The sequence below is a fragment of the Streptomyces sp. BRA346 genome, from assembly GCF_052851135.1.
The window spans coordinates 335486-358537 of the sequence record NZ_JAIWIH010000002.1; the positions used below are offsets into that span (position 1 = coordinate 335486).

At 73.1% G+C, this 23052-nt stretch carries 24 protein-coding genes; 14 read left to right on the top strand and 10 right to left on the bottom strand.

Annotated features, from left to right (window positions below):
* Positions 1 to 65 precede the first annotated feature (65 nt).
* Genes LCH29_RS03115 through LCH29_RS03150 form a run of 8 tightly spaced genes read left to right on the top strand, consistent with a single transcriptional unit; the run spans position 66 to position 7348 of the window.
* Positions 66 to 1259: an NAD(P)/FAD-dependent oxidoreductase gene (locus LCH29_RS03115; protein ID WP_446460110.1), complete on the top strand. Its 1194-nt coding sequence runs from the start codon at positions 66 to 68 to the stop codon at positions 1257 to 1259.
* Entirely contained in the window at positions 1256 to 1537 is a 282-nt protein-coding gene (locus LCH29_RS03120) for a (2Fe-2S)-binding protein (protein WP_446460111.1), read from the top strand. Before LCH29_RS03115 ends, LCH29_RS03120 begins: the two co-directional genes overlap by 4 nt.
* Positions 1518 to 2984, top strand: coding sequence for an FAD-dependent oxidoreductase (locus LCH29_RS03125; protein ID WP_446460112.1), 1467 nt, complete (start codon positions 1518 to 1520; stop codon positions 2982 to 2984). The genes LCH29_RS03120 and LCH29_RS03125 overlap by 20 nt, the downstream gene beginning before the upstream one ends.
* Complete coding sequence (locus LCH29_RS03130) at positions 2981 to 3889, top strand: dihydrodipicolinate synthase family protein (RefSeq protein WP_446460113.1); 909 nt, start codon at positions 2981 to 2983, stop codon at positions 3887 to 3889. The genes LCH29_RS03125 and LCH29_RS03130 overlap by 4 nt, the downstream gene beginning before the upstream one ends.
* 4 nt (positions 3890 to 3893) lie before the next feature.
* Positions 3894 to 4895 (top strand): proline racemase family protein, encoded by a 1002-nt coding sequence (locus LCH29_RS03135; RefSeq protein WP_446460114.1) that lies wholly within the window; start codon positions 3894 to 3896, stop codon positions 4893 to 4895.
* Positions 4896 to 4905: 10 nt separating this feature from the next.
* Positions 4906 to 5865, top strand: coding sequence for an ornithine cyclodeaminase family protein (locus LCH29_RS03140; protein ID WP_446460115.1), 960 nt, complete (start codon positions 4906 to 4908; stop codon positions 5863 to 5865).
* Between the two features lie 14 nt (positions 5866 to 5879).
* The gene (locus LCH29_RS03145) at positions 5880 to 6605 is read left to right on the top strand and encodes a GntR family transcriptional regulator (protein ID WP_446460116.1); all 726 of its coding nucleotides are present in this window, start codon (positions 5880 to 5882) and stop codon (positions 6603 to 6605) included.
* The gene (locus LCH29_RS03150; protein WP_446460117.1) at positions 6602 to 7348 is read left to right on the top strand and encodes an oxygenase MpaB family protein; all 747 of its coding nucleotides are present in this window, start codon (positions 6602 to 6604) and stop codon (positions 7346 to 7348) included. The genes LCH29_RS03145 and LCH29_RS03150 overlap by 4 nt, the downstream gene beginning before the upstream one ends.
* 1 nt (position 7349) lies before the next feature.
* Here LCH29_RS03150 and LCH29_RS03155 read toward each other — a convergent pair whose 3' ends face one another.
* Entirely contained in the window at positions 7350 to 8843 is a 1494-nt protein-coding gene (locus LCH29_RS03155) for an FGGY-family carbohydrate kinase (protein WP_446460118.1), read from the bottom strand.
* Entirely contained in the window at positions 8843 to 10486 is a 1644-nt protein-coding gene (locus LCH29_RS03160) for a fucose isomerase (protein WP_446460119.1), read from the bottom strand. Before LCH29_RS03160 ends, LCH29_RS03155 begins: the two co-directional genes overlap by 1 nt.
* 163 nt (positions 10487 to 10649) lie before the next feature.
* On the opposite strand from LCH29_RS03160, the gene LCH29_RS03165 reads away from it, so the two are divergent.
* Complete coding sequence (locus tag LCH29_RS03165) at positions 10650 to 11663, top strand: LacI family DNA-binding transcriptional regulator (protein ID WP_446460120.1); 1014 nt, start codon at positions 10650 to 10652, stop codon at positions 11661 to 11663.
* Positions 11664 to 11666: 3 nt separating this feature from the next.
* On the opposite strand, the gene LCH29_RS03170 is transcribed toward LCH29_RS03165, so the two are convergent.
* On the bottom strand, positions 11667 to 12443 hold the full coding sequence (locus LCH29_RS03170) for a YqjF family protein (protein ID WP_446460121.1): 777 nt from the start codon (positions 12441 to 12443) through the stop codon (positions 11667 to 11669).
* A gap of 138 nt (positions 12444 to 12581) precedes the next feature.
* Between LCH29_RS03170 and LCH29_RS03175 the strand changes: the two genes are divergently transcribed.
* Complete coding sequence (locus LCH29_RS03175; RefSeq protein ID WP_446460122.1) at positions 12582 to 13166, top strand: hypothetical protein; 585 nt, start codon at positions 12582 to 12584, stop codon at positions 13164 to 13166.
* A 59-nt stretch (positions 13167 to 13225) separates the two neighbouring features.
* Positions 13226 to 13849: a hypothetical protein gene (locus LCH29_RS03180; protein ID WP_446460123.1), complete on the top strand. Its 624-nt coding sequence runs from the start codon at positions 13226 to 13228 to the stop codon at positions 13847 to 13849.
* Here LCH29_RS03180 and LCH29_RS03185 read toward each other — a convergent pair.
* Complete coding sequence (locus LCH29_RS03185) at positions 13846 to 14961, bottom strand: mechanosensitive ion channel family protein (RefSeq protein ID WP_446460124.1); 1116 nt, start codon at positions 14959 to 14961, stop codon at positions 13846 to 13848. The genes LCH29_RS03180 and LCH29_RS03185 overlap by 4 nt on opposite strands.
* Before the next feature lie 296 nt (positions 14962 to 15257).
* On the opposite strand from LCH29_RS03185, the gene LCH29_RS03190 reads away from it, so the two are divergent.
* Entirely contained in the window at positions 15258 to 16439 is a 1182-nt protein-coding gene (locus LCH29_RS03190; protein ID WP_446460125.1) for a MalY/PatB family protein, read from the top strand.
* 52 nt (positions 16440 to 16491) lie between these two features.
* Here the strand turns inward: LCH29_RS03190 and LCH29_RS03195 are convergent, their stop codons facing one another.
* Entirely contained in the window at positions 16492 to 18234 is a 1743-nt protein-coding gene (locus LCH29_RS03195) for a glycoside hydrolase family 13 protein (protein WP_446460126.1), read from the bottom strand.
* Between the two features lie 173 nt (positions 18235 to 18407).
* On the bottom strand, positions 18408 to 18569 hold the full coding sequence (locus LCH29_RS03200) for a hypothetical protein (protein ID WP_446460127.1): 162 nt from the start codon (positions 18567 to 18569) through the stop codon (positions 18408 to 18410).
* 115 nt (positions 18570 to 18684) lie between these two features.
* Here LCH29_RS03200 and LCH29_RS03205 point away from each other — a divergent pair, with 115 nt between their 5' ends.
* A complete protein-coding gene (locus LCH29_RS03205; protein WP_446460128.1) occupies positions 18685 to 19863 on the top strand; it encodes a LacI family DNA-binding transcriptional regulator in 1179 nt (392 codons plus the stop codon).
* A 174-nt stretch (positions 19864 to 20037) separates the two neighbouring features.
* On the opposite strand, the gene LCH29_RS03210 is transcribed toward LCH29_RS03205, so the two are convergent.
* Entirely contained in the window at positions 20038 to 20163 is a 126-nt protein-coding gene (locus tag LCH29_RS03210) for a hypothetical protein (protein ID WP_446460129.1), read from the bottom strand.
* A gap of 285 nt (positions 20164 to 20448) precedes the next feature.
* Positions 20449 to 20640, bottom strand: a complete 192-nt coding sequence (locus LCH29_RS03215) for a hypothetical protein (protein ID WP_446460130.1) — start codon at positions 20638 to 20640, stop codon at positions 20449 to 20451.
* Between the two features lie 97 nt (positions 20641 to 20737).
* Between LCH29_RS03215 and LCH29_RS03220 the strand changes: the two genes are divergently transcribed.
* Positions 20738 to 21184 carry a spore-associated protein A gene (locus LCH29_RS03220; protein ID WP_446460131.1) on the top strand — a complete coding sequence of 149 codons (447 nt, stop codon included), beginning with the start codon at positions 20738 to 20740 and terminating at the stop codon, positions 21182 to 21184.
* A 67-nt stretch (positions 21185 to 21251) separates the two neighbouring features.
* On the opposite strand, the gene LCH29_RS03225 is transcribed toward LCH29_RS03220, so the two are convergent.
* Positions 21252 to 22076, bottom strand: a complete 825-nt coding sequence (locus LCH29_RS03225; protein ID WP_446460132.1) for a lytic polysaccharide monooxygenase auxiliary activity family 9 protein — start codon at positions 22074 to 22076, stop codon at positions 21252 to 21254.
* A 66-nt stretch (positions 22077 to 22142) separates the two neighbouring features.
* On the bottom strand, positions 22143 to 22904 hold the full coding sequence (locus tag LCH29_RS03230) for a dienelactone hydrolase family protein (RefSeq protein WP_446460133.1): 762 nt from the start codon (positions 22902 to 22904) through the stop codon (positions 22143 to 22145).
* Positions 22905 to 23052 lie beyond the last annotated feature (148 nt).

Below are 23052 nucleotides of genomic sequence, written 5' to 3' on the forward strand. Positions count from 1 at the left end.
AATTGTAGCCATCGTCCGTCGTCGCACCCTGGCCAGGGATAGTGCAATATGACATGCTACCGACCATGACCGGTACGAGTTCCCGACCCGGCATTCCCCGCCCCCCGGATGTGCTCGTCATCGGCGCGGGCATCATCGGCGCGGCCTGCGCGTATTACTGCACGTCAGCGGGGTTGCGCGTGAGCGTGGTGGAGCGCGGCGCGATCGGTGGCGGAACCACCGGTGCGTGCGAGGGCAACATCCTGGTGTCCGACAAGGAGACCGGGCCCGAACTGGATCTGGCGCTGCTGTCCTCCAGGCTGTGGCGGGAAATCCGGGACGATCTCGGCGCCGACGCCGTGGAGTACCACGCCAAGGGCGGTGTGGTGGTGGCCGGTTCGGATGCCACCGCCCGCGGGCTGCGGAGGCTCACCGCCGAGCAGCGCGCGGCCGGGGTCGAGGCCGTGGACGTCCGCGCGGACGAACTGGCCGAGCTGGAGCCCAACCTGACCCGGGAGGTGGCGGGCGGTGCCCACTACCCACAGGACGCGCAGGTCCAGCCCGTGCTGGCCGCCGCACACCTGCTGCGCCACGCCCGCGCCCGGGGCGCGACCGTCCACACCGGGGTGAACGTGACCGGCTTCCTCCGGGACCGGCAGGGCGCCGTCACCGGCGTGCGCACCGACTCGGCCACCCTGTCCGCCCTGCCCGCCCGATGGGTCGTCAACGCCGCGGGCACCTGGGCCGGGCAGCTCGCCGACCTCGCCGGGGCGCCGGTGCCGGTGTTACCCCGCAAGGGGTTCATCCTGGTCACCGAGCCGCTGCCGCGCGTCGTACGGCACAAGGTGTACACCGCCGAGTACGTGGCCAACGTCGCCAGCGACGACGCCGGTCTGGAGACCTCGGTGGTGGTCGAGGGCACCCGGGCGGGCACCGTCCTGATCGGCGCCAGCCGGGAGCGCGTGGGCTTCGACCGCACGGTGGCGCTGCCCGTGCTGCGGAAGCTGGCGGACCAGGCCATCGGCCTTTTCCCGTTCCTCTCCGACGTGGCGCTGCTCCGCAGCTACCTGGGCTTCCGCCCCTACTGCCCCGACCATCTGCCGGTGATCGGGACCGACCCCCGGGCCCCGGGCCTCGTCCACGCCTGCGGCCACGAGGGCGCCGGGATCGGCCTGGCCCCCGCCACCGGCCATCTGGTCGCCCAGCTGCTCACCGACCGGGCACCGGATCTGCCCCTCACCCCGTTTCGCCCGCAGCGATTCGCGGAGGCCGCCGCATGAACCGGACCCCCTTCACCTTCCGCTTCGACGGCCGGACCATCGCGGCCGAGCCCGGCCAGAGCATCGCGGCCGCGCTCATCGCCGACGGGCAGCGCTCCTGGCGCCGCACCCGCGAAGGCGGCCGCCCGCGCGGGATGTTCTGCGGCATCGGCGTGTGCTTCGACTGCCTGGTGACCGTCAACGGGCGCCCGAACCACCGCGCGTGCCTGGTCGAGGCCGCCCCGGGGGACGTGGTGGAGACCCAGGAGGGAGCGGGCCGTGCCCACCTCGCCTGCTGAGACTGCTGAACCCGCTCGGCCTGCGGGCGTCCCGTACGACATCGCGGTGCTCGGCGCCGGGCCCGCCGGGCTGTCCGCTGCCACCGCCGCGGCGGCCCACGGCGCCCGGGTCGCGCTGCTGGACGCAGGCCCCCGCCCCGGTGGCCAGTACTGGCGCCACCGCCCCGCCGACGACGGCGCCGCGCACCGCGACTGGCCCGCCTTCGAGCGGCTGCGCATGGCTCTGGAGACGTATCACGCCCGGCTCGACCACCTGCCCGGCCACACCATCTGGCACGTGGAGCGCACCGCCGACGGCTTCGCCACCCACGCCCTGAGCGACGGTGTGTCCCGCGAGGTGGTCAGCCGTACCGTCGTCGTGGCCACCGGCGCCTACGACCGCCAACTGCCCTTCCCCGGCTGGACCCTGCCCGGCGTCTACACCGCCGGTGGGGTGCAGGCCCTGCTCAAGGGGCACGGCGTCGTCGCGGGTCGGCGCGTCGTCGTCGCCGGGACCGGGCCCTTCCTGCTGCCGGTGGCTGCGGGCCTGGCCGAGGCGGGGGCCACGGTCCTCGGCGTCTTCGAGGCCGGACGGCCCACCGCCTTCGCCCGCCACCCGCTCACCACCCTCCGCGCCGCCGCCAAACTCGGTGAGGCCACCCACTATCTGCGGACGCTGCGGCGCCACCGGATCCCGTACCGCACCCGCACCACGGTGGTCCGCGCCGAGGGGACGGACAGCGTCACCGGGGCGGTGGTGGCGCGGCTCGACGACCGGTGGCGGATCGTGCCCGGCACCCGGCGGCGGCTGGAGTGCGACACGGTGGCCGTGGGGTACGGCTTCACCCCGCAGACCGAGCTTCCGCTCCAGCTCGGCTGCGCGATGCACCGGGACGCCGACGGCAGCCTGACCGCCCGCGTGGACACCCGGCAGCGCTCCACCGTGCCCGGTGTCTATGTGGCGGGTGAGGCCTGCGGGGTCGGCGGAGCCCAACTCGCCTGCACCGAAGGGGAGCTGGCCGGGCTGCACGCGGCGTACGCCACCACCGGCGCCCGCCCCGACCCGCGCAGGATCGCCCGGCTGGTGCGGCTCCGGGCCGCCCGGCGCGGCTTCGCCGCCGCGCTGCACGCGGCGTATCCGGTGCGGCCCGGCTGGCGGGAGTGGCTGACCGAGGACACCGTCGTCTGCCGCTGCGAGGAGGTGACCGCCGGTGCCATCCGCCAGGTGGTGGAGGAGCTGGGGGCCACCGATCCCCGGGCGGTGAAGCTGTGCGCGCGCCCCGGGATGGGCCTGTGCCAGGGGCGGGTGTGCGGCTATGCCACCGCCGCCCTGACCGCCGCCCACGCCGGACGCGACGTCACCGAGGACGACCTGCGCGGGCTGGCGAGCCGACCCGTCGCCCAGCCGGTGCCGCTCGGACTGCTGAGGAACGCGACCGTGTCACATCACGACGAGGAGGGCGCATGAACGCACAGGCCGAGCCATGGCACGGGGTGCTCGTCGCGACGGCGTTGCCGCTGCGCGAGGACCCGACCGGCCGGTTCGCGGTCGACTTCGACGGCTACGCCGAACACCTCACCTGGCTCGCGGAGAACGGCTGTCACGGTGTCGTCCCCAACGGCTCGCTCGGCGAGTACCAGACCCTGACCGCCGAGGAGCGGGCCCGCGTGGTCACCACCGCCGTCGGGGCCGCCCCCGAGGGCTTCACCGTGATGCCCGGCGTGGCGGCCTACGGCGCGGACGAGGCCCGGCGCTGGGCCGAGCAGGCGGCCGAGGCGGGCGCCCCGGCCGTGATGCTGCTGCCGCCCAACGCCTACCGCGCCGACGAACGCGCGGTGCTGGCCCACTACCGGGAGGTGGCCCGGGCCGGGCTGCCCGTGGTGGCGTACAACAACCCCATCGACACCAAGGTCGACCTGGTGCCCGAGCTGCTGGCGGAGCTGTACCACGAGGGGCTGATCGTGGCGGTGAAGGAGTTCACCGGCGACGTCCGCCGAAGCTACCGGATCCATGAACTGGCCCCGGGGCTCGACGTGTTGTGCGGCAGCGACGACGTGGCGCTGGAACTGGCCGTGGCCGGGTCGCCCGGCTGGATCGCCGGCTACCCCAACGCCTTCCCGCGCGCCTGCGCCGAGCTGTGGCGGGCCGCCGCCGCGGGCGACCTCAACCTGGCGCTGCCGCTCTACCGCACCCTGCACCCGCTGCTGCGCTGGGACGCCAGGACCGAGTTCGTCCAGGCGATCAAGTTCAGCATGGACATCGCCGGGCGCTACGGCGGACCCTGCCGGCACCCGCGCGTACCGCTCACCGCCGAACACGCCGACACGGTGCGCAAGGCCACCGAGAAGGCCCTCGCGGAAGGGCTCGTCTGAACCCATGCGCAGCGACCGGGTCTTCCACGCCGTCGACTCGCACACCGAAGGGATGCCGACCCGCGTCATCACCGGCGGCGCCGGGGTGATTCCCGGCGCCACCATGTTCGACCGGCGCCGGTACTTCATGGCACACCTCGACCACATCCGCCGGTTCCTCATGAACGAGCCGCGCGGCCACTCGGCGATGAGCGGGGCCATCCTCCAGCCGCCGACCCGCCCCGACGCCGACTGGGGCGTGCTCTTCATCGAGACCTCCGGCTGTCTGCCGATGTGCGGACACGGCACCATCGGCGTCGCCACCGTCCTGGTGGAAACCGGCATGGTGGCGGTCGAGGAGCCGGTCACCACCATCCGGCTGGACACCCCCGCCGGGCTGGTCGTGGTGGACGTGGCCGTCGAGCGGGGCGCGGCCCGCGGGGTGACGCTGCGCAACGTGCCCTCGTTCGCGCTCGCCCTGGACCGCACCGTGAAGACCGCGGCCTTCGGCGACGTCGGCTACGACATGGCCTTCGGCGGCAACTTCTACGCCATCGTCGACCTGGAGCACCTCGGGATCCCCTTCGAGCGGGCGCACAAGAACCGCATCATGGACGCCGGGCTCGCCATCATGGCCGCCATCAACGACCAGGCGCGCCCGGTCCACCCCGACAACCCCGAGATCAGCGGCTGCCACCATGTGTATCTGGCCGCCCCCGGATCGGACGCCCGGCGCTCCCGGCACGCCATGGCCATCCACCCGGGCATGTTCGACCGCTCGCCCTGCGGCACCGGCACCAGCGCCCGCATGGCCCAGCTGCACACCCGCGGACTGCTGCCGCTGCACACCGACTTCCGCAACGAGTCGTTCATCGGCACCCACTTCACCGGCCGACTGGTCGAGGAGACCACGGTCGGCGGACTGCCCGCGGTGGTGCCCACCGTCACCGGGCGCGCCTGGATCACCGGCACCGCCCAGTATCTGCGCGACCCCGACGACCCGTTCCCCGAAGGCTTCGAGCTGTGAAGAGCCGACCATGAAGATCATCGACGCGGCCTCGGTCGCCGCCGCCGTGCCGATGCGCACCGCGATACGGGCCCTCCAGCAGGCGCTGCGGGACGGGCTCGACCCCGAGGCCGACCCACCCCGCACCGTGGTGCCGGTGGACCACGGCCAGCTGCTGCTGATGCCCGCCGAGGGCCGTAGCTCCCGGGGACGCGCCTACGCGGGCGTCAAGGTGGCCACCGTCGCACCGGACAATCCGGCGCGCGGACTTCCCCGCATCCAGGGGCAGTATCTGCTGCTGGACGCCGAAACCCTCACCCCGCTCGCCCTGCTGGACGGGGTCGCGCTCACCAACCTCCGCACCGCCGCGGTGTCCGCCGCGGCCGCGGACCTGCTCGCCCCACCCGACGCGTCCCGGCTGGTGCTCTTCGGCGGCGGCCCGCAGGCCCGCAGCCACCTGGCCGCGCTGCGCGCGATCCGCCCCCTCACCGAGGTCACCGTCGTCGGCCGCAGCCCGGAGCGGGCACGCCACCTGGCCGCGGGCTTCCCGGAGACCGCCGGGGTCCGCGTCGTGGCCGGGGAGCCGGACGCGGTCGCGGACGCCGATCTGATCGCCTGCTGCACCACGGCCCGCACCCCGCTGTTCGACGGGACCCTGCTGCCCCCGCACGCCACCGTGCTGGCCGTGGGATCGCACGAACCCGGCGCCAGGGAGGTCGACGACCACACCGCCCGCCACGCCACCGTGGTGGTCGAGTCCCGCGCCGCCGCCACCCGGGAGGCGGGCGACCTCATCCAGGTCATCGACCGCGGCCTGCTCGACCCCGCCCAACTGCTGCCCCTCGCCGACCTGGTGCGCGCCACGCCGGGCGGCCCGGCCGTGGTCCCGGGGCGCCCCCGGCTGTTCAAGAGCGTGGGCATGGCATGGGAAGATCTCGTGATCGCCGGTACCGTCCATGAGGCCGCCGCACCCGGCGAGGGCGACAGATGAAGGAGACCGACCGCATGACCGTGGACGACGGGGCCACCGCGCGCCTGCCCTCGCTCCGCGGCCGCCGCAGCCTTCGCGAGGAGATCGCCGAAACCCTCCGCGGCGCGGTGATATCGGGCGAACTGAAGCCCGGCGTCGTGTACTCCGCCCCGAGCCTGGCCGAACACTTCGGGGTGTCCGCGACACCGGTGCGCGAGGCCATGCTCGACCTCTCCAAGGAGGGGCTGGTCGAGACCGCCCGCAACAAGGGCTTCCGGGTCACCCACCTCTCCGCGGCCGAGCTGGACGACATCACCCACCTGCGCGCGCTCATCGAGATCCCGGTGATCCGGCAGATCACCGAGGCGGGCGTCGCCCCCGAGGTCATCGCGCGGCTGCGGCCGCTGGCGGCGGGCATCGAGGACGCCGCGCACCGCCGCGACTTCATCGCCCACGTCACCATCGACATGGAATTCCACCTCACCCTGCTGGCACAGGCCGGGAACAGCAGGCTGGTGGAGACCGTGCGCTCGCTGCGCACCAGCTCCCGGCTCTACGGGCTGCGCACGCTGACCGAGGGCAGCGCCCTGTTCGACTCCTCCCACGAACACGCCGAACTCCTCGACCTCATCGAGGCGGGCGACGCGGACGGCGCCGAGGTCCTGATGCGCCGCCACCTCGGCCACGTCCGCGGCATCTGGGCCGAGGAGAACGCCCCCGACCCCGCCCCGGGAAAGCTCTCCGGGGAGCCGCCCCGGTGAGCGCGTTGCACGAGGCCGAGGAGACCTACCGGCGGATGGCGTACGACACCTTCGCCCGGGACCTCAAGATGGGGTTCAACCTGGGCTTCTGCCGTACGTTCGCGGTCCCCGGGATCGCCCGGGTGCTCGTCTCCACGGGCCGGATGACCCAGCACACCCGGGTCCGCGCCAAGGCCACCGGCGCGATGATGTACGGGCTCTTCGAGCACGGGCTGGACAGCGAGCAGGGCGCCGAGACCATCGCGGCGCTGGGCAAGCTGCACGCCCCGTTCGCCATCGGCGACGACGCCTTCCGCTATGTCCTCGCCTGCTTCGACCTCGCCCCGATGCGCTGGTGCGCGGCCCATGCGTGGCGCGCCCCCACCGACGCCGAGCGGACCGCCTCGCACACCCTCTACCTCGGCCTCGCCGACCGCCTGGGCATACCCGAAGTGCCCGCGACCTGGCGGGAGTTCGAGACCTGGACGAGGGCCTACGAACGTGCGCACTTCGCCGCCACCCCGGAGGGCCGGGAGCTGTGGCAGGCCACCCGCGGCATGCTGGCCGACCGGGTGCCCGGGGTGCTCGGCCCGCTCGCGGGCGCGGCCGCGGACAGCCTGCTCGACGACCCGGCGCGGGACGCCTTCGGTGCCCCGCGGCCCCCGGCCCTGGTCCGCGGCGCCACCCGGGCCGCGCTGCGGGCACGGGCGTGGCGCGGGCGGCGGGCCCACGCCCGGGCGGCGCGGGCCCGGGCGGAGGGCTGAGTCAGCCGGTGGCGAGGCCGTGGACGATGTCCGCGGTCGCCGGGTACAGCCCGCGGTAGCGCGCGTACAGCTCGTCGTAGCGCGCCGTGGTGGCCGGGTCGGGGCGCACCTGGGCGGCGGGCGGATTCCACCGCGCGATCGAGGCGTCCCCGACGGCCGACGCGGCGAGGAACGCCGAACCGAGGCTCGCGCCGATGGTGTGCGTGGGGACGTCCTGGGTCAGCCCGGTGATGTCGGAGACGATCTGCGTCCACAGATGCCCCTGGGCGCCACCGCCCACGGCCACCACCCGGTCGATGCGGCCACCGGCGGCGCGGATCGCCTCCACGTTGTGGCGGACGCCGAAACCGGTGGCCTCCAGCGCGGCGCGGTAGAGATCGCCGCGGGTGTGCGCGAGGGTGAGGCCCGCGAGGACGCCACGGGCCGCGGGGTCGGCGACGGGAGTGCGTTCCCCGTCGAAGTACGGCAGCATCAGCAGCCCGCGCGCCCCCGGGCCCGAGGTCTCCGCCTCGGCCAGCAGCTCGGGGACGGACGGGTCCCCGAACAGCGAGCGCAGCCAGTCGGTGATGGCGCCCGAGGACGCCATGCCACCGGCCAGGTTGCGGGTGCCGGGGAGCGCCCCGACGGTGCCCCACAGGGCGGGGAAGGTGACGCGCTCCTCGACCGTGTTGATCAGGAACATGGTCGAGCCGTACATCAGCATCAGATCACCGGCGTTGTGCGCGTCGCCGCTGACCGCCTCCGCCCAGGCGTCGATGGTGCCGACCGTCACCGGGGTGCCCGCCGTCAGCCCCGTCGCCTCCGCCGCCCGCGGCGACACCCGGCCCGCCACGTCCCCGGACCAGGCGAGCCGGGGCAGTTCGATCCGCCCGGCCAGCCCGTCCGACCAGGGGCGGTACCAGTCGAGGGCGCCGGTGTCGTACAGCGGGGTGCACTGGCTGGCCGAGTGGTGGTCCAGGACGTACTCCCCGGTGAGCCGGTGCACCAGCCATGAGCTGGGCATGAACAGCCGCCGGGCGCGGGCGAAGACACCGGGCTCGTGCCGCGCGAGCCACGCGAGCTTGGGGCCGACGGCCTGGGTGGAGAGCACCGAACCGCAGCGGCGCAGGATCTCCTCGCGGCCCAGCTCGGCCTCCAGCTCGCCGATCTGCTCGGTGGCGCGGGTGTCGATCCCGTACAGCAGGGCCGGGCGCAGCGGCACACCGGCGTCGTCCGTGACCGCGACACACGGCCCCATCCCGCTGACGCCGACCGCCTCCACGGTCACCTCGGCGGACCCGAGCAGATCCCGCACCAGGGTGGTGAACTCCCGCCACCACACCTCCGGGTCCATCTCCACCCAGCCCGGGTGCGGCCGGTCGACGGAGTGCCGTACGACGGACTGGGCGAGGACCGTGCCGTCGGTCGACACCAGCACACCCTTGGAGCTGGAGGTCCCGATGTCCACGCCCACCACGGCGCGCCGCGGGGCAGAAGTGGCGCTGTGCGACGTCATCACCCGGCCTCGATCGCCACGTCGCCGCACAGGTGCACGGACACCCCGAGCCGTTCGAAGGCCGCCGCCTTGACGGCCAGCGCGCGGTCGGCCGTGGCGGCGTCGGGCGCGTACACCACCTGGATGTGGTTGGCCTTGTGACGGGCCATGAACTGGTCGCGGCTCACCCCGTCGAGGACCGCGTGCATGACCGGCCACTCCGGGTTGGTGGCCTGGCGGCGCCGCCGCGTCTCCTCCTCGGGCAGCTCCACCGCCCGGCCCCGGCCGAGGTCGAGATGCAGCGCGCCGTCCGCGATGTACAGCCGGGACCAGACGATCTCGCCGGGCCGGGACACCCCGGACAGGGTGCCGCCACCGGCCGGGAAGTACACCGGGTTCTGCCGCAGGGAGACGGCCTCGGCGTAGCCCCCGGCGAGGTGGGAGGCCGGGATGGAGCCGGAGATCTCGAAGACCCAGACGAACCGGCCGTCGTAACTCTCGCCCCAGCGGACGTCGTGCAGGGTGGTGGCCGGGTCGAGGCCCATCGCCGTCCAGATGCGGTTGCTGAGCAGCGCGTCCACCGCCACGCCTTCGTCCACCTCGTTGAAGTGGGGGAGGGGGCGGTCCTCCCACAGCACCCGGGAGCCGTCGCGGCTGCGCACGGGGGGACGTTCGGCGTTGTTCAGCAGCCCCTCGGCGAGGTCGGACGCGGCCACCAGGTCCTTCAGGCCCTGCTGGTACTGGATGCCGACCGCGTCAAGACCGAAGTCGTCGCTGATCCGCAGCGCGGCGATGTACATCGCGAACTGCTGGCGCAGCTGTTCGTCGGTCAGCTCGGTGGCCTCGTCCGTACCGGTCTCGAAGCGCATGCCGCGCTCGGTGAGCCACGCGCGCACCGCGGTGGTCTCCGCCTCCGGCACCGTGGACATCTCGGCGAACAGCGCGCTCTGCGACAGGCGCTCCTTGTAGATGCCGAGGGGGTTGAGGAGTTCGTCGTCGATGATGGCGTTGTACATGCCCATGCAGCCCTCGTCGAAGACCCCGATAATGGCCTTGTCCGCCATCAGCTGGTCGGCGACGGCACGCCCCAGCTCGCGTTCGGGCGTGGCCGGAAGCGGCGGCAACGGCCGTACGTGCGAGGCGTCCTGGGGGACGGTGCCGGTGTCCACCCAGCTCCGCAGCCCCTCCAGGAACCAGTCGTCGGTGAAGTCCACGCTCCACAGCGTGGAGTACTCCTTGCCCATCTTGGTCAGGCCCGCGTTCACCCCGAGCAGCCCCACCAGGCCCGGCCAGGTGCCGTCGAAGTTGGCCACGGTCAGGATGGGGCCGCGGTGGGTGCGCAGCCCGGCCAGCACATGGTGGCTGTACTGCCACACCGCCTCGGCGACCACCAGGGGCGCGTCGGAGGGGATCGAGCGGAAGACGGTCAGCCCCATGCGCTGGCTGTCGATGAAGCCATGGCCCTTGGCCGGATCCACCTCGTGCGCCCGGCGCACCGTCCAGCCGAGCTTCCCGAAGGCATCGCCCAGCGCTGCTTCCATCGCCTCCTGGACCGGCCACCCCGCGGCATTGGCGGAGGGGCGCAGATCGCCGCTGGCCACCAGCCAGACCGTAGCGGGCTCCACGGTCGGCCTCGGTGTGCTGACCGGCACGGTGTACGGCATGGCGCCACCCATTCCCTGCGTCGTCGACGGGCACTCGCGACGGCTGCCGCGAGTGCCCGCAGGCTCTCAGAAATCGATTTCTCGGGCAAGGGTCGGGCGCCGGTGCGATCCGGGTCCGGCTCCGGTGGTGATGCCGCGGCGGGAGGTGGCTACTGTGGGTGAGGTGACACCGACGCCGACGATCAAAACCGTTGCCGAGGCGGCGGGGGTTTCCCCGGCCTCCGTTTCCCGGGCGCTCAACGGCAATCCGACCATCGCGCCGGAGATCGTCGAGCGGGTGATGCGGGCCGCCGACGCGGTGGGATACCGGCCGAACGGAATCGCCAGGAGCCTGCGCACCCGCACCACCAAGGTCATCGCGCTGCTCATCCCCGACATCGGCAACCCGTTCTTCACCGCGGTCGCGCGCGGCGTCACGGACGCCGCAGAGGCGGAGGGCTATACGGTCCTGCTCTGCAACACCGACGAGGACCCCGAGAAGGAGCGCCGCCACCTCGCCGTGGCCGAGCAGGCCCGGGTGGCCGGGGTCGTGCTGTCCCCGCAGGGCCGGGACACCGACATCTCACGGCTGCGGCAGAGCCGGATCCCGGTCGTGGTGATCGACCGCCCGCTGCGCGAGAAGACCGACGCCGTTGTGGTGCCCTCCTTCGTGGGCGCCCGGGACGCCACCCGCCATCTCATCGAGCAGGGCTGGTCCCGCCCGGCCTGCATCACCGGCCCGGCGTCCGCCGACACCGCCCGGGCCCGGCTGCGCGGCTACCGCGCGGCCGTCCGGGAGCACGAGGGCATGCCGGAGATCGTCGCGCACGCCGACTTCCGGCAGGACGGTGCGATGCTCGCCGCCCGTGAGCTGCTGGCCCGGGCCGATCCGCCCGACGCGTTCTTCGTCGCCAACGCCCCGATGGCGCTCGGCACCCTGGCCGCGCTCGCCGAACGGGGCCTGCGCGTCGGCTCCGACATCGGCTTCGTCTCCTTCGACGACGCCCCCTGGGCGCCGTACATGACGCCGCCCATCTCGGTCGTCGCCCAGCCCGCCCACCCCCTGGGGGAGCGCTCGGCGCGGCTGCTGCTGGAATCGCTCCGCGCCCCCGTGGAGCGGCGCCCGCGCCGCGTCACGCTGTCGCCCACCCTCATCGTCCGCGCCAGCTCGCTGCGGCCGGAACCGCCGCAGGCGTGAGCCTCAGGGCGTGGGGATCCCGGCCGGGCGGGCCGGACGGCCGAGCCGGACCGGAACGCCCGGCGAGTACAACACGCTGACGGGATCCCCGGCCGGGGCGGGCAGCCCGGCCGCCGTGACGAGGTCCTCCTCGCAGGAGACGAGCCGCGCCCGGTGGAGCGGCCACCGGGGGTGATGGTTCGGCAGATACGTCACCCCGCCGAAGAAGGCGTTGTGCATGCCCCACCGGGCGGTCAGAAAGTGTTCCAGCGCCGTCGGCTCCCCGACGCGCTCCCCGGGCCGCAGGGTGATCCGGCAGCGCGCCCCGCGCGGCCCCGGCCACCGCCGTGAGCTGGTGTACGTGAGGGTGTCGCCCTCGGCGCGGACGGCCATCTTCGACCACACGTAGGGCAGCCGGAAGAGGCCCCGCCCCATGATCACCGGCACCAGCCGGGAGGCGTCCAGCGAGCGGAACGCCACCCCGCGCCGCCCGTGCGCGTCCACCGTGTACAACCGCACATTGGTCTCCGGAAACGTGCCGAAGTACGGGATCCCGGGCAGCCGTAGCCAGCCCACCCGATGCATCCGGAACGCCACCAGGCCCACATAGGTGGCCCCGTCGAAGAGGTCCGGCACGGTCCCGGCCGGGAGCAGCCCCGCCACCTCCGACGGGTCCACGGCCCAGTGGAGGAAGGCGAGGTCCAGCCACCCCTGGGTGAGCAGCGGATCGGATATGGCCGCCGGGGCGTCGGGGGTGACGGGCTCCGGGGTCGTGGGCGTGAACGTCACGGTCGCCAGCATCGCAGACCCCCGGCATGCCGATGCGCCGCCCGCGCACCGGAACAACTACTAGGGAATTTCGCAGTTTGGTACGGACCAAAACGAGCAGGCGCGCCGGGTACGGGCCGAGAGGGCCCATCACACCAAGGAGGTGTCCGTATGGCATTACGGACGACACCCAGCCGGCTCGCCGGGGCCACCGTCGCCGCCGTCACCGGGCTGCTGTGCGGCCCGTGGGCGCAGACCGCCTCGGCCGCCGCGCCCGACGCGACCTCGGCCGCGCGCCACTGCGTGGTCGACGCGCGCACCGGGCAGCAGAACTGCTTCGGTACGTTCACCGAGGCGGTCGGGAGCGCCACCGGCGGCCGGATCACCGACGCCCCCGCCACCCCGCAGGCGGCCGCCGCCTCGAAGTCCTTCCGGACCGAGGCGGCGGAGGCCGACGTGGGTGCGCAGGGGGACGTCATCCAGGGGACGTTCTTCGACGAAAAGGGCTTCACCGGCGCCTCGCTCACCGTGACCGGACCCGAGCTGTGCGAGAAGGACGGCTGGGTCAACTGGCAGTTCGACCTCGGCGACGACTGGAAGAACCGCATCTCCTCGGTACAGCCGTGGGGCAACTGCGCCATCTGGCTCTACCCGGAGCCGAACCTCGGCGGCGACCGTGACGGTCCGTTCGACGAGAACACCGACGACGTGGGTCAGGCGCTGAACGACCGCACCCAGTCGATCGGCTTCAGCTGATCCCCCTTCCGCCGCGGTCCGCACGGACCGTGGAATTCCCCCCACAGAAAGCACTCGACATGAGTCGTATCCGCACGTCCCGGACCCGTAGCGCCGCCTTACTGGCGGCGCTGGTCACCGTGGGCGGCATGGCCCTCGCCGCGCCCGCGCAGGCCGAGGAGACCCCCACCAACCGCGAACTGCTCGACAAGTGCGACAACGGCACCGACTCCTGCGTCTTCCACCCCGAGGGCGCGCCCACGGACACCGTGGGGGAGTCGCACCAGGTCGGCGACAGCGCCTACAACTGCACCCAGGACCTCCAGCGCTCCAGCATCGCCTGGGCCGACACGACCGGGGAGACCAACAGCCTCGGGGTCTCGCTCAGCGCCGAGTACGGCTTCTCGGAGGTCTTCAAGGTGAGCGTCGAGACGTCGTACGGGCACACCTGGGAGAGCTCCCACACCGAGACCGACACCACCAACGTGGACGTCCGCCCCGGTGAGGTGGGCTGGGTCACCCGCGCGCCCCAGATGCAGCGCGTGAAGGGCACGTACGAACTGCACTTCGAGGACAAGTTCTACGGCCACTACATCTGGTACGTGCCGTTCGACGCGACCGGCCCCAAGCCGGACGCGCCCAGCACCAAGACCCAGCACACCCGTCCCATGACGGACCAGGAGAAGGCCGAGCACTGCGGCTAGCCTGTGCTCCCCGGGCTCGTGGCCACCCCCGGGCCCGGGGTCAGGTCCGGCTCGCCGGTGCGCTGGGCGGGCAGCGGCGCCTGGCCCGGCTGGTGGAGGACGACGGTACGCATCGGCAGCGGGATCTCGATGCCCTCGGCCTGGTAGCGCCGGTGCAGCCGCTTCATGAACTCGTGCTTGATCAGGTACTGGTCGCTGAACTCCAGCGCCCCCAGGAAGACCGAGAAGTCGATGCCGGACTCGCCGAAGGTGTGAAAGCGGATACTCGGCTCGAAATCGACCACGCCGCCCGAGACATCGGCCATCACCTTCGCGCCCACCTCGGTCGTCACCCGCTCCACATGTTCGAGATCACTGCGGTAGCCGACCCGCACCTGCACCATCACCGACATCTCCTGCCCCGGCTGGTGGTAGTTGGTGGTGATGGTGCCGGCCAGCTTGGCGTTGGGGATGATGACGAGGTTGTCGGACAGCTGACGGATCGTGGTGTTACGCCAGTTGATGTCCACGACGTACCCCTCCTCCCCGCTGCTGAGCCGGATGTAGTGCCCGGGCTGCACCGTCTTGGACGCCAGGATGTGCACGCCCGCGAACAGGTTGGCCAGGGTGTCCTGAAGGGCCAGCGCGACCGCCAGACCGCCCACGCCCAGCGCGGTGAGCAGCGGCGCGATCGAGATGCCGAGCGTCTGGAGCAGGATCAGCACGCCCATCATCAGCACCGCGATACGGGTGATGTTGACGAAGATGGTGGCCGTGCCCGCGACCCCGGACCGGGACAGCGCCAGCGTCTGCACCAGACCGGCGACGACCCGCGCCGCCGTGACCGTGGTCGCCAGGATCAGCGCCGCGATCACCAGCTGGTTGACGGTGTGACCGGCGGTACGGGTCAGCGGCAGCGCCGCGGCCGCTGACGACACGCCGACGGACATGGCCGCCCAGGGGGCCAGGGTGCGCAGGGTGGCGACGATGACGTCGTCCCCGCTCCACCGGGTCCGGCGGGCCCGCTCGCCCAGCCAGCGCAGCGCTATCCGTGCCAGCAGTCCGGCCGCCGCGGCGGCGAGGAGCGCGGCGCCCACGACGAGGACGTCGTGCAGCGTCAGTGCCCGGTTCACCGCCCACCTCCCGAAGTGCCGCCCGCCGCCCTCGGGGCGGCGGCCCGCGTCGTCGCCGGAGCGGAGTCCTGTCTGCTGCTCACCTGGTCACCTGTTCGTGGGGAGGATGTGCCGATGTCGTCGCGGCACATACACATGGCCTCGACGTGACCTGCCATCTTGCCGTATCCCGTCAACCTCCTGATGACCGCCCGGCCATGACCGTGAAGCGGCGATTGGCCCATCGTCACAGCTCGGAGCGCATGGAGCACGTGGGGCACATGGACAACACAGTCGATGTGGGGACCATGGATGACATGGATCTCACTCCACACCGCCCGGCCGACGACGACCCCAACCCGCTGAACCGGCTCACCCTCGACCAACTGCGGCTCCGGACCAGCATGAAGTGGCGCACCTACCCCGACGACGTGCTGCCGCTGTGGGTGGCCGAGATGGACGTACCCCTCGCCGAGCCGGTGGTGCGGGCGGTCACGGACGCGATCGCCCTCGGCGACACCGGCTATCCGGCCGGTACGGCGTACGCCGAGGCGCTGGCGGGCTTCGCCCGGGAGCGCTGGGGCTGGGACGGGCTCGCCGTGGAACGGACGGCGATCGTGCCCGATGTGATGCTGGGCGTCGTCGAGATGCTCAAGCTGGTCAGCGGCCCGGGTGACGCGGTGGTGGTCAACCCTCCGGTCTATCCGCCCTTCTGCCCGTTCGTGGAGCACATGGACCGCCGGGTCGTGGAGGCGCCGCTCGGCACGGACCTGCGGCTCGACCTCGACGCGCTGGAGGACGCCTTCCGGCGTGCCGTCGCGGGCGGCCGACGGGCCGCCTATCTGCTGTGCAGCCCGCACAATCCGACCGGAACCGTGCACACCGCCGACGAACTGGCCGCCGTCGCCGCGCTCGCCGACCGCCATGGCGTACGGGTCGTGGCCGACGAGATCCACGCTCCCCTGGTCGCCCCGGGGACCGTCTTCACTCCGTATCTCAGCGTGCCCGGCGCGGAGGGCGGGCTGTCGCTGATGTCGGCCTCCAAGGGCTGGAACCTCGCGGGACTCAAGGCCGCGCTGGCCATCGCCGGTCCCGCGGCCGCCGACGACCTGGCGCGCCTGCCCGAAGAGGTCGGCCACGGTCCCAGCCACATCGGCGTCATCGCCCACACCGCCGCGCTGCGCGACGGCGGGGACTGGCTGGACGCCCTGCTGGGCGGGCTCGACGACAACCGGGCGCTGCTCGCCGGGCTATTGGCCCGGGACCTGCCCGGGGTCCGCTACCGGCCGGGCCCGGCGACCTTCCTCGCCTGGCTCGACTGCCGCGCCCTGGGCCTGGGGGACGACCCCGCCGCCGTCTTCCTCGACCGCGGCCGGGTGGCCCTCAACTCCGGACTGCCCTTCGGTACGGGCGGGGTGGGCCATGTGCGGCTCAACCTGGGCACCTCGCCTGAGGTGCTCGCCGAGGCGGTACGGCGGATGTCCGCCGCCCTCACCTGACACGCGCCCCCGGGCTGGGGGCCCGGGGGGCAGGGGGGGAGACCTGTCGGCGTCAGCCGGTCAGATCGGTGATCCACCAGGCCGCGGCGCTGCCCGGCAGCGTCCCGGGCGGGCAGGAGGTGCTGGCCAGGATGGGCGCACCGGTGACCGGGGCCGGGACCGGGTGGTCGCTGAAGTTGATCGCGCACACCAGCCCGTCGCCGCGCAGGAACGCCAGCACCTCGGGCGGCGACTCCATCCACACCAGCGGGCCCTCACCCATCTGCGGGAGGCTGCGCCGCAGATACAGCCCCTCGCGGTACAGGTGCCAGAACGAGTCGGTGTCGGCCAGCGCCCGGTCGGTGGCGTGCTCGGCGAACCACTCGGGCTGCGGCAGCCACGGCTGGGCCACCGCCTCGCCGGTGGTGAAGCCGAACGGCGAGGCGTGCCCCGACCACGGCAGCGGCACCCGGCAGCCGTCGCGGATGTGCTGACGGCTGCCGGTGCGGTGGAAGATGGGGTCGGTCAGCACCTCGTCCGGCAGGTCGACCACCTCGGGCAGGCCCAGTTCCTCGCCCTGGTAGACGTACGCGGCGCCGGGCAGGGCCAGCATCAGCAGGGCGGCGGCGCGGGCCCGGGCCGGGCCGAGGCACGCCACCTCGCCGGTGGCCGGCTCGCCCGCGTACCGGGTCACCGTGCGGACCTGGTCGTGGTTGTTGAGGACCCAGGTGACGGTGGAGCCGGTGTCGGCGATGTCCCGCATCGCCTCGCTGATCACCTTGCGGAAGACGTCCGGGTTCCAGGGCGCGGTCAGCAGGTGGAAGAAGAACGCCTGGTGGAGTTCGTCGGACCGCACGTACTTGGCCTGCTCCAGCGGCGTCGGCACGGAGACCTCGCCGACGAGCAGCCGGTCGTTCCCGTCGCGGGCCGCGTACTCGTCGCAGATCGCGCGCCAGCGGCGCCACTCCTCGTGGATCTCCGGCTGGTTCCAGGCCAGGGGGTTGACGGAGTCGCGGGTGCGCTCGTCGATGGTGGGGTCGTCGGAGTCGGGCAGTTCGGGGTGCTTGAACAGGCCCGCCGCCACATCGATGCGGAACCCGTCGACGCCCCGGTCGAGCCAGAACCGCAGCACCTCGTGGAAGTGCTCGCCGACCGACGGCTCGCGCCAGTTGAGGTCGGGCTGTTCGGGGGTGAACAGGTGCAGGTACCACTGGCCGGGGGTGCCGTCGGGCTCGGTGACCCGGCTCCAGGCGGGGCCGCCGAACATGGCGTGCCAGTTGTTGGGCGGCAGCTCACCGTCCGCACCCCGGCCGTCCGCGAAGTGGAAGCGGGCCCGGGCCGGTCCGCCGGGTCCCTCGGCGAGGGCCGCCTTGAACCAGGCGTGTTCGCTGGAGCAGTGGTTGGGGACGATGTCCATGAGGACCTTCAGCCCGAGCCGGTGGGCGTCGTGCACCAGCCGGTCGAACTCTTCCAGGTCGCCGAAGATCGGGTCGACGTCGAGGTAGTCGGCGACGTCGTACCCGTGGTCGTGCTGCGGCGACGGGTAGAACGGGCTGAGCCAGATCCCGTCCACGCCCAGCTTCTTGAGGTACGGCAGCCCCAGCCGGGCCCCGGCGAGGTCGCCGATGCCGTCCCCGGTGCTGTCGAGGAAGCTGCGCAGGTAGATCTGGTAGATCACCGCGTCGCGCCACCAGGCGTGCGGCGAGCCCTCCGTGCGGTGCGCGGAGGGGCGGGGCGCCGTGGTGGCCGTGGCGAGGCCCGATGCCTCGTCACTCGCCGGTATCGAGGTCGTCCGGCGCTCATCCGGGGCTGTCATGCGTCCATCCCAGTGCTGGTTCGTGCTGGCTTGCTGATGCGATTGCTGGCTTGAGGAGTCGGCCGGGCAGGGGCGGTCCGGCGCCATGCGACAGGTGGTCGCGGGTCGGCGCGTTCGCCGGTGAGGGGCGGTGCGGACGGCGCTCGTGGCGCCCCGGGCCGTGTGGTGCGTTTTCAGATGCCGCGCGGGGCGGGGGCCTTGCGGTGGAAGGCCGGGCCCTCGAGGGGCGTACGGCTGAGGTGCCTACGGCCGGGGGCCGTGGCCGGGCGCGGCGCGTCGGCGGCGGGGGCGGCGTACGGCTCCCCGGCGAGCATGCGATGCCTCTGACTGCTCACGGACAGGCCCTCTCGTGCGGCACATCACCGTTGATGTATCGATAAAGCACAGTGGCATAAGATGGGGGTGAGCGGCAAGCGATCACGAGAAGCCGGAGCAAACCGGGGAGAGCGGATGGCGACGCTGAAGGATGTGGCCCGCACGGCGGGGGTCTCGGTGATGAGCGTCTCCAACGTCCTCAACGACACCGGCCGTTTCTCCGCCACGATGCGCGAACGCGTGCTCCGGGCCGCCGAGGAGGTCGGTTACGCGGGCCCCGACCCGGCCGCCGCCTCGCTCCGGCGCGGCCGCACCGGCACCGTCGGGGTGGTGCTGCCCCTCCCGCTGGCGACGGCCTTCGCCGACCCGGCGGCCACCGCCTTCCTGGAGGGCGTGGCCCGTGAGTTCCAGCGGCGCCGCACCACCATGACCCTGCTCGCCCTGCCGCCCGCCGTCGGGCCGCTCGCCCGGCACGCCACCGCCCCCGTCCAGCAGGTGGCCGACGCGCCGCTCGCGGCGCTGGAGAAGGCGGTGATCGACGCGGCCCTGCTGTACAGCGTGGAGGAGGACCACCCCGGTCTCGACATCCTGGTCAAGCGCGAACTGCCGGTGCTGGCCGTGGACTCGCCCGGCCATGGCACCGGGCGGGACCGCTTCGGCGACGCCTGGGCGGGCTTCGTCACCGTCGACGACTTCGGCGGCGCCCGGCGCGCCGCCCGCCATCTGATCGGCCTCGGCCACCGGCGGGCCGTGATCCTGGTGGACAAGCTCGCCGTCCAGCCCCGGCTGGGCCCGGCCACCTGGCCGCAGGCGCTCGCCACCACCAGCGCGATCCTGCGCCGCCGGCTGCTGGGCTACCGCGACGCGTGGGCCGAGGCGGGGCTGCCGTTCACGGACCTGACCGTCATCGAATGCGGCAGGAACGACCTCGCGGCGATCCGCACCGCCGTGCACACCCTGCTCACCGCGCCGGGCCCGCGCCCCACCGCGCTGCTCGCCGTCTCCGACACCCTCGCGCTCGGCGCGTGCGCGGCCGTCCGGGACCATGGCCTCGCCGTGCCCGGTGACCTGGCCGTCATCGGATACGACGACATTCCCGCGGCCGCCACCGCCGTCGTCCCCCTCACCACGGTCCATCAGCCCACCGTGGAGAAGGGTGAATCGGCGGCGCGGCTGCTCCTCGACCACACCGACCACCACATCGACCACCGCTCCGACCACGGCGCGTCCACCGCCCCGCCCGCCCCGGTGGCCGGGGCGGCACCGCCGGAACTCCCCACCCGTCTGGTCATCCGCGCCAGCACACCGGCCTGACGCTTCGCAGGCTCCGTACGTAGTCGTCGAGGGTCCACCGGGGTACCCAGCCCTGTTCCCGGGCCCGGGTGGTGTCGAGGACGACGGTGTGTGCGAGCTGGTCCACCGCGTGGCGGGTCAGCACCGGCCGGGCGGCCGTCCGGTGGCGCGCGGCGGCCTCCAGCGCCCGGGCCGCTAGGTGGCCTGCGGGGCGAGCCGGGCGAGCCGCCGGGCGAGGACGCGCGGCGTACGGGCGGGCAGCGCGACCGGGGCGCCCTGCGCCGGCGAGGGCAGCAGCACGAAGAACGTGCCGCCGAGCACGGGCGCGTCCGGCCGGAGCCGGACCAGGCCACCGACCGCATCCCGGCGGCGAGCCCGGCCCGGGAGTGCACCACGGCGCGCGGCCGGGACGTCGTACCGGAGGTGAACACGATGACCGCGTCCGCCGCCGCGTCGTCGTCGCCCGCCTCGGGCAGCGCCACCCGCGAGGCGGACAGGTCCAGCGCCGGGGCGCACCCCGGCAGCCGCCGCCCCAGCGTGGCCACCGGCCCCAGCGTGGCGAGGTCGGGCGATGGGCCCGCAGCGTGTGCGCGAGACGGTCCAGCATCAGCGCGGATCCTCCCCGTGGCGCCCGCTGCCCTTGTCGAGGTACCAGCGGGCGGTGCCGACGACGCCGTAGGCGCGCAGCCGTCGCGTGGAGTTCTCCACGATCATCCCTTCGCAGCGGGTGATGGCGGTGGTGTGGCGGCGCACCCGGTTGAGGAACGCCCGGTCGGTGGGGGAAGGGCGCCGTGGCATGCGCTGTTGATCCCCGCAGATTCCCGTACAACCATCCTGGGCCTCCACATGTCACCTAGACGACGCAAAAAGCGTTCTAGGGTTACAAGGGGGAAATATGAAGATTTCGCGCTATGTTGCCGCGACCGCGGTCCTGGCGTCCGCCGTCGCGGGTTCCGTGGTCCTCGCGCCGTCCGCCTCGGCGGCGGCCAGGGCCGCGTACAATGGGGCCTGCGGCAGCGGGTACAAGGTGGTGAACTCGGCGCCGATCGGCACCCAGGGCACCGTCTTCCTGACGTACAACTCCGCCAAGGGCAAGAACTGTGTCGTCACCGTCCGCAACTCGACGGGCGCGGCGAAGAACATGTTCGCCTACCTCTACGTGAACGGATCGGAAGAGTCGCAGCTGGACGAAGGCCTGTACACGTCCTACGCCGGCCCGATCTACGACTACGGGCGCGGGAAGTGCGTCGACTGGGCCGGGGGCATCGACAACCAGTCGACCTTCACCTACGGGTCGAACTGCGCGTCCCTCAAGGAGCACCGGGTGACCAAGGGCTGGTAATCCACACGGCCCTGCTCACCGCATCACCTGACGTACCACCCCCCCCACGGGTCGCCGCCGCTGCCCTTCAGCGGCGGCGACGCCGTGTCACGAACACCCCGGCGGCCGTCAGGACCGCGGCCGCCGACCCGCCCGCGACCAGCGGCATCGCGGTGCCACCGCCCTCGGCCTCATCGGCACGGTCGGCTGCGGAGGCCGTGTCAGCCGAGCCGTCAGTGGTGTCGGCGGGCATCCGCACGCCTCTGTCCTTCGCCCCGGCGGAGAGCACCACGTCCGAGCAGGAGTAATACGTGTCCGGCGTACTGGAGTTGCGCCAGATCGTGTACAGCAGCTGACGGCCGGTGCGGTCCGACGGCAGCTTCGCCTTGAGGTGGTACGCACCGTCGGTCAGCTCCGGGTCCTTGATCTTCGCGAACGGCTTCGCGTCGAGATCGGACCACTTCAGCGGCCGGGTCGGATCGTAGCCCGGCTTGGTGAGATACAGCTCGAACGTCCCGGTGTGCGGAATCGTCGAGCTGTAGTCGAGCGTGAGCTCGGCCCCGGGGGCGAGGCGTGTCGAGGGCCAGTCCGCACGCGGCAGATCCAGCCCCCGGTAACCGTCGAGGCCCGCGCTGCACAGCTTTCCGTCCGGGATCCGCTGCCGGTCCTTGCCGTTCACATCGGCGATGCGCAGGTTGTCCCACTCCTCGAACGCCGCGCCCCCGGCCGCCTTCGCCGCCTTGCAGGCCGCCGACCGCGCCTCCCGCCCGCCCTCCGGTGAGCACGCCGCCGTCCGGCTGATCGGATCCACCGGCGCCCCGTGGGCCAGAGCGGGTCCGGCGCCCACCGCGGTGAGCAGCAGCGAGACGGTTCCGGCGAAGGCGGCCGAGGCGGCGATGCGATGCACGGTCATGCCGGGGAGTACGAGGGGGAGGGGCGGTGTGTTCAACCGGTCTTCAGCCGGCCGCCGGTGGGAGTGTCACTTCCCCAGCGTGCGCTCGAAGAGCGCCAGCAGCTCCCGCCAGTGCCGGTCCTCCGCCGCGGCGTCGTACATGGCGGTGTCGACCTGCGTGAACCCGTGGTGGGCGCCCTCGTACACCTCGCTGCGGTAGCGCACCCCGGCCGCGTCCAGCGCCCGCTCCAGCACGGCGATCTGATCCGCCGGAATCGACGGGTCCTGGTCGGCGTGGCCGAAGTACAGCTCCGCCGACACCCGGTCGACGAGCCGGTGCGGGCTGTCCGGGGCATCCGTGACCAGATGGCCGCCGTGGAAGCTGGCCGCGGCCGCGACCCGCTCGGGGTGGGCCGCCGCGGTGCGCACCGCCAGCACGCCGCCCATGCAGTAACCGACGCTGCCCACGGGGCCGTCCGTGACCAGGGGAGAGGCGGCCAGCCAGTCGAGGTACGCTCCGGCGTCCCGCGTCGCCAGCTCCGGCGTGTGGGCCTTCATCAGCGGGCCGAGTTGGTCGAAGAGGTCCGAGCGCTGCGAGGGGTCGATGAACTCCGGCAGATCCACCACGGGCGCGCGCCCCGCCCGGTAGAGGACGTTGGGCACCAGCACGGTGTAGCCGTGTCCGGCGAGGCGCTTCGCCGCGTCCTCGACCGAGGCGCGCGGCCCGAAGGCGTCCGGGTACAGCAGGACGCCGGGGTGCGGATGACCGTCGTCGGGGTGGGCCAGGTAGGCGTCGGCGACCCCGTCGGGGGTGGGGACGTCCAGGGAGGTGCCGTGCGCGGAAGCCATTGCCGCACCTTTCTCTCGCGTCGTGGGGGCGGCCCCACCGTATCGCTGGTGAATTGTCCGAAGGACACCGACCAGGCGGTATGCCGATGATGCAATAGCGGGAGAGGTCTGGCCCCCGAGCGGACCGGGCCTCATGATGCCGCGTTGA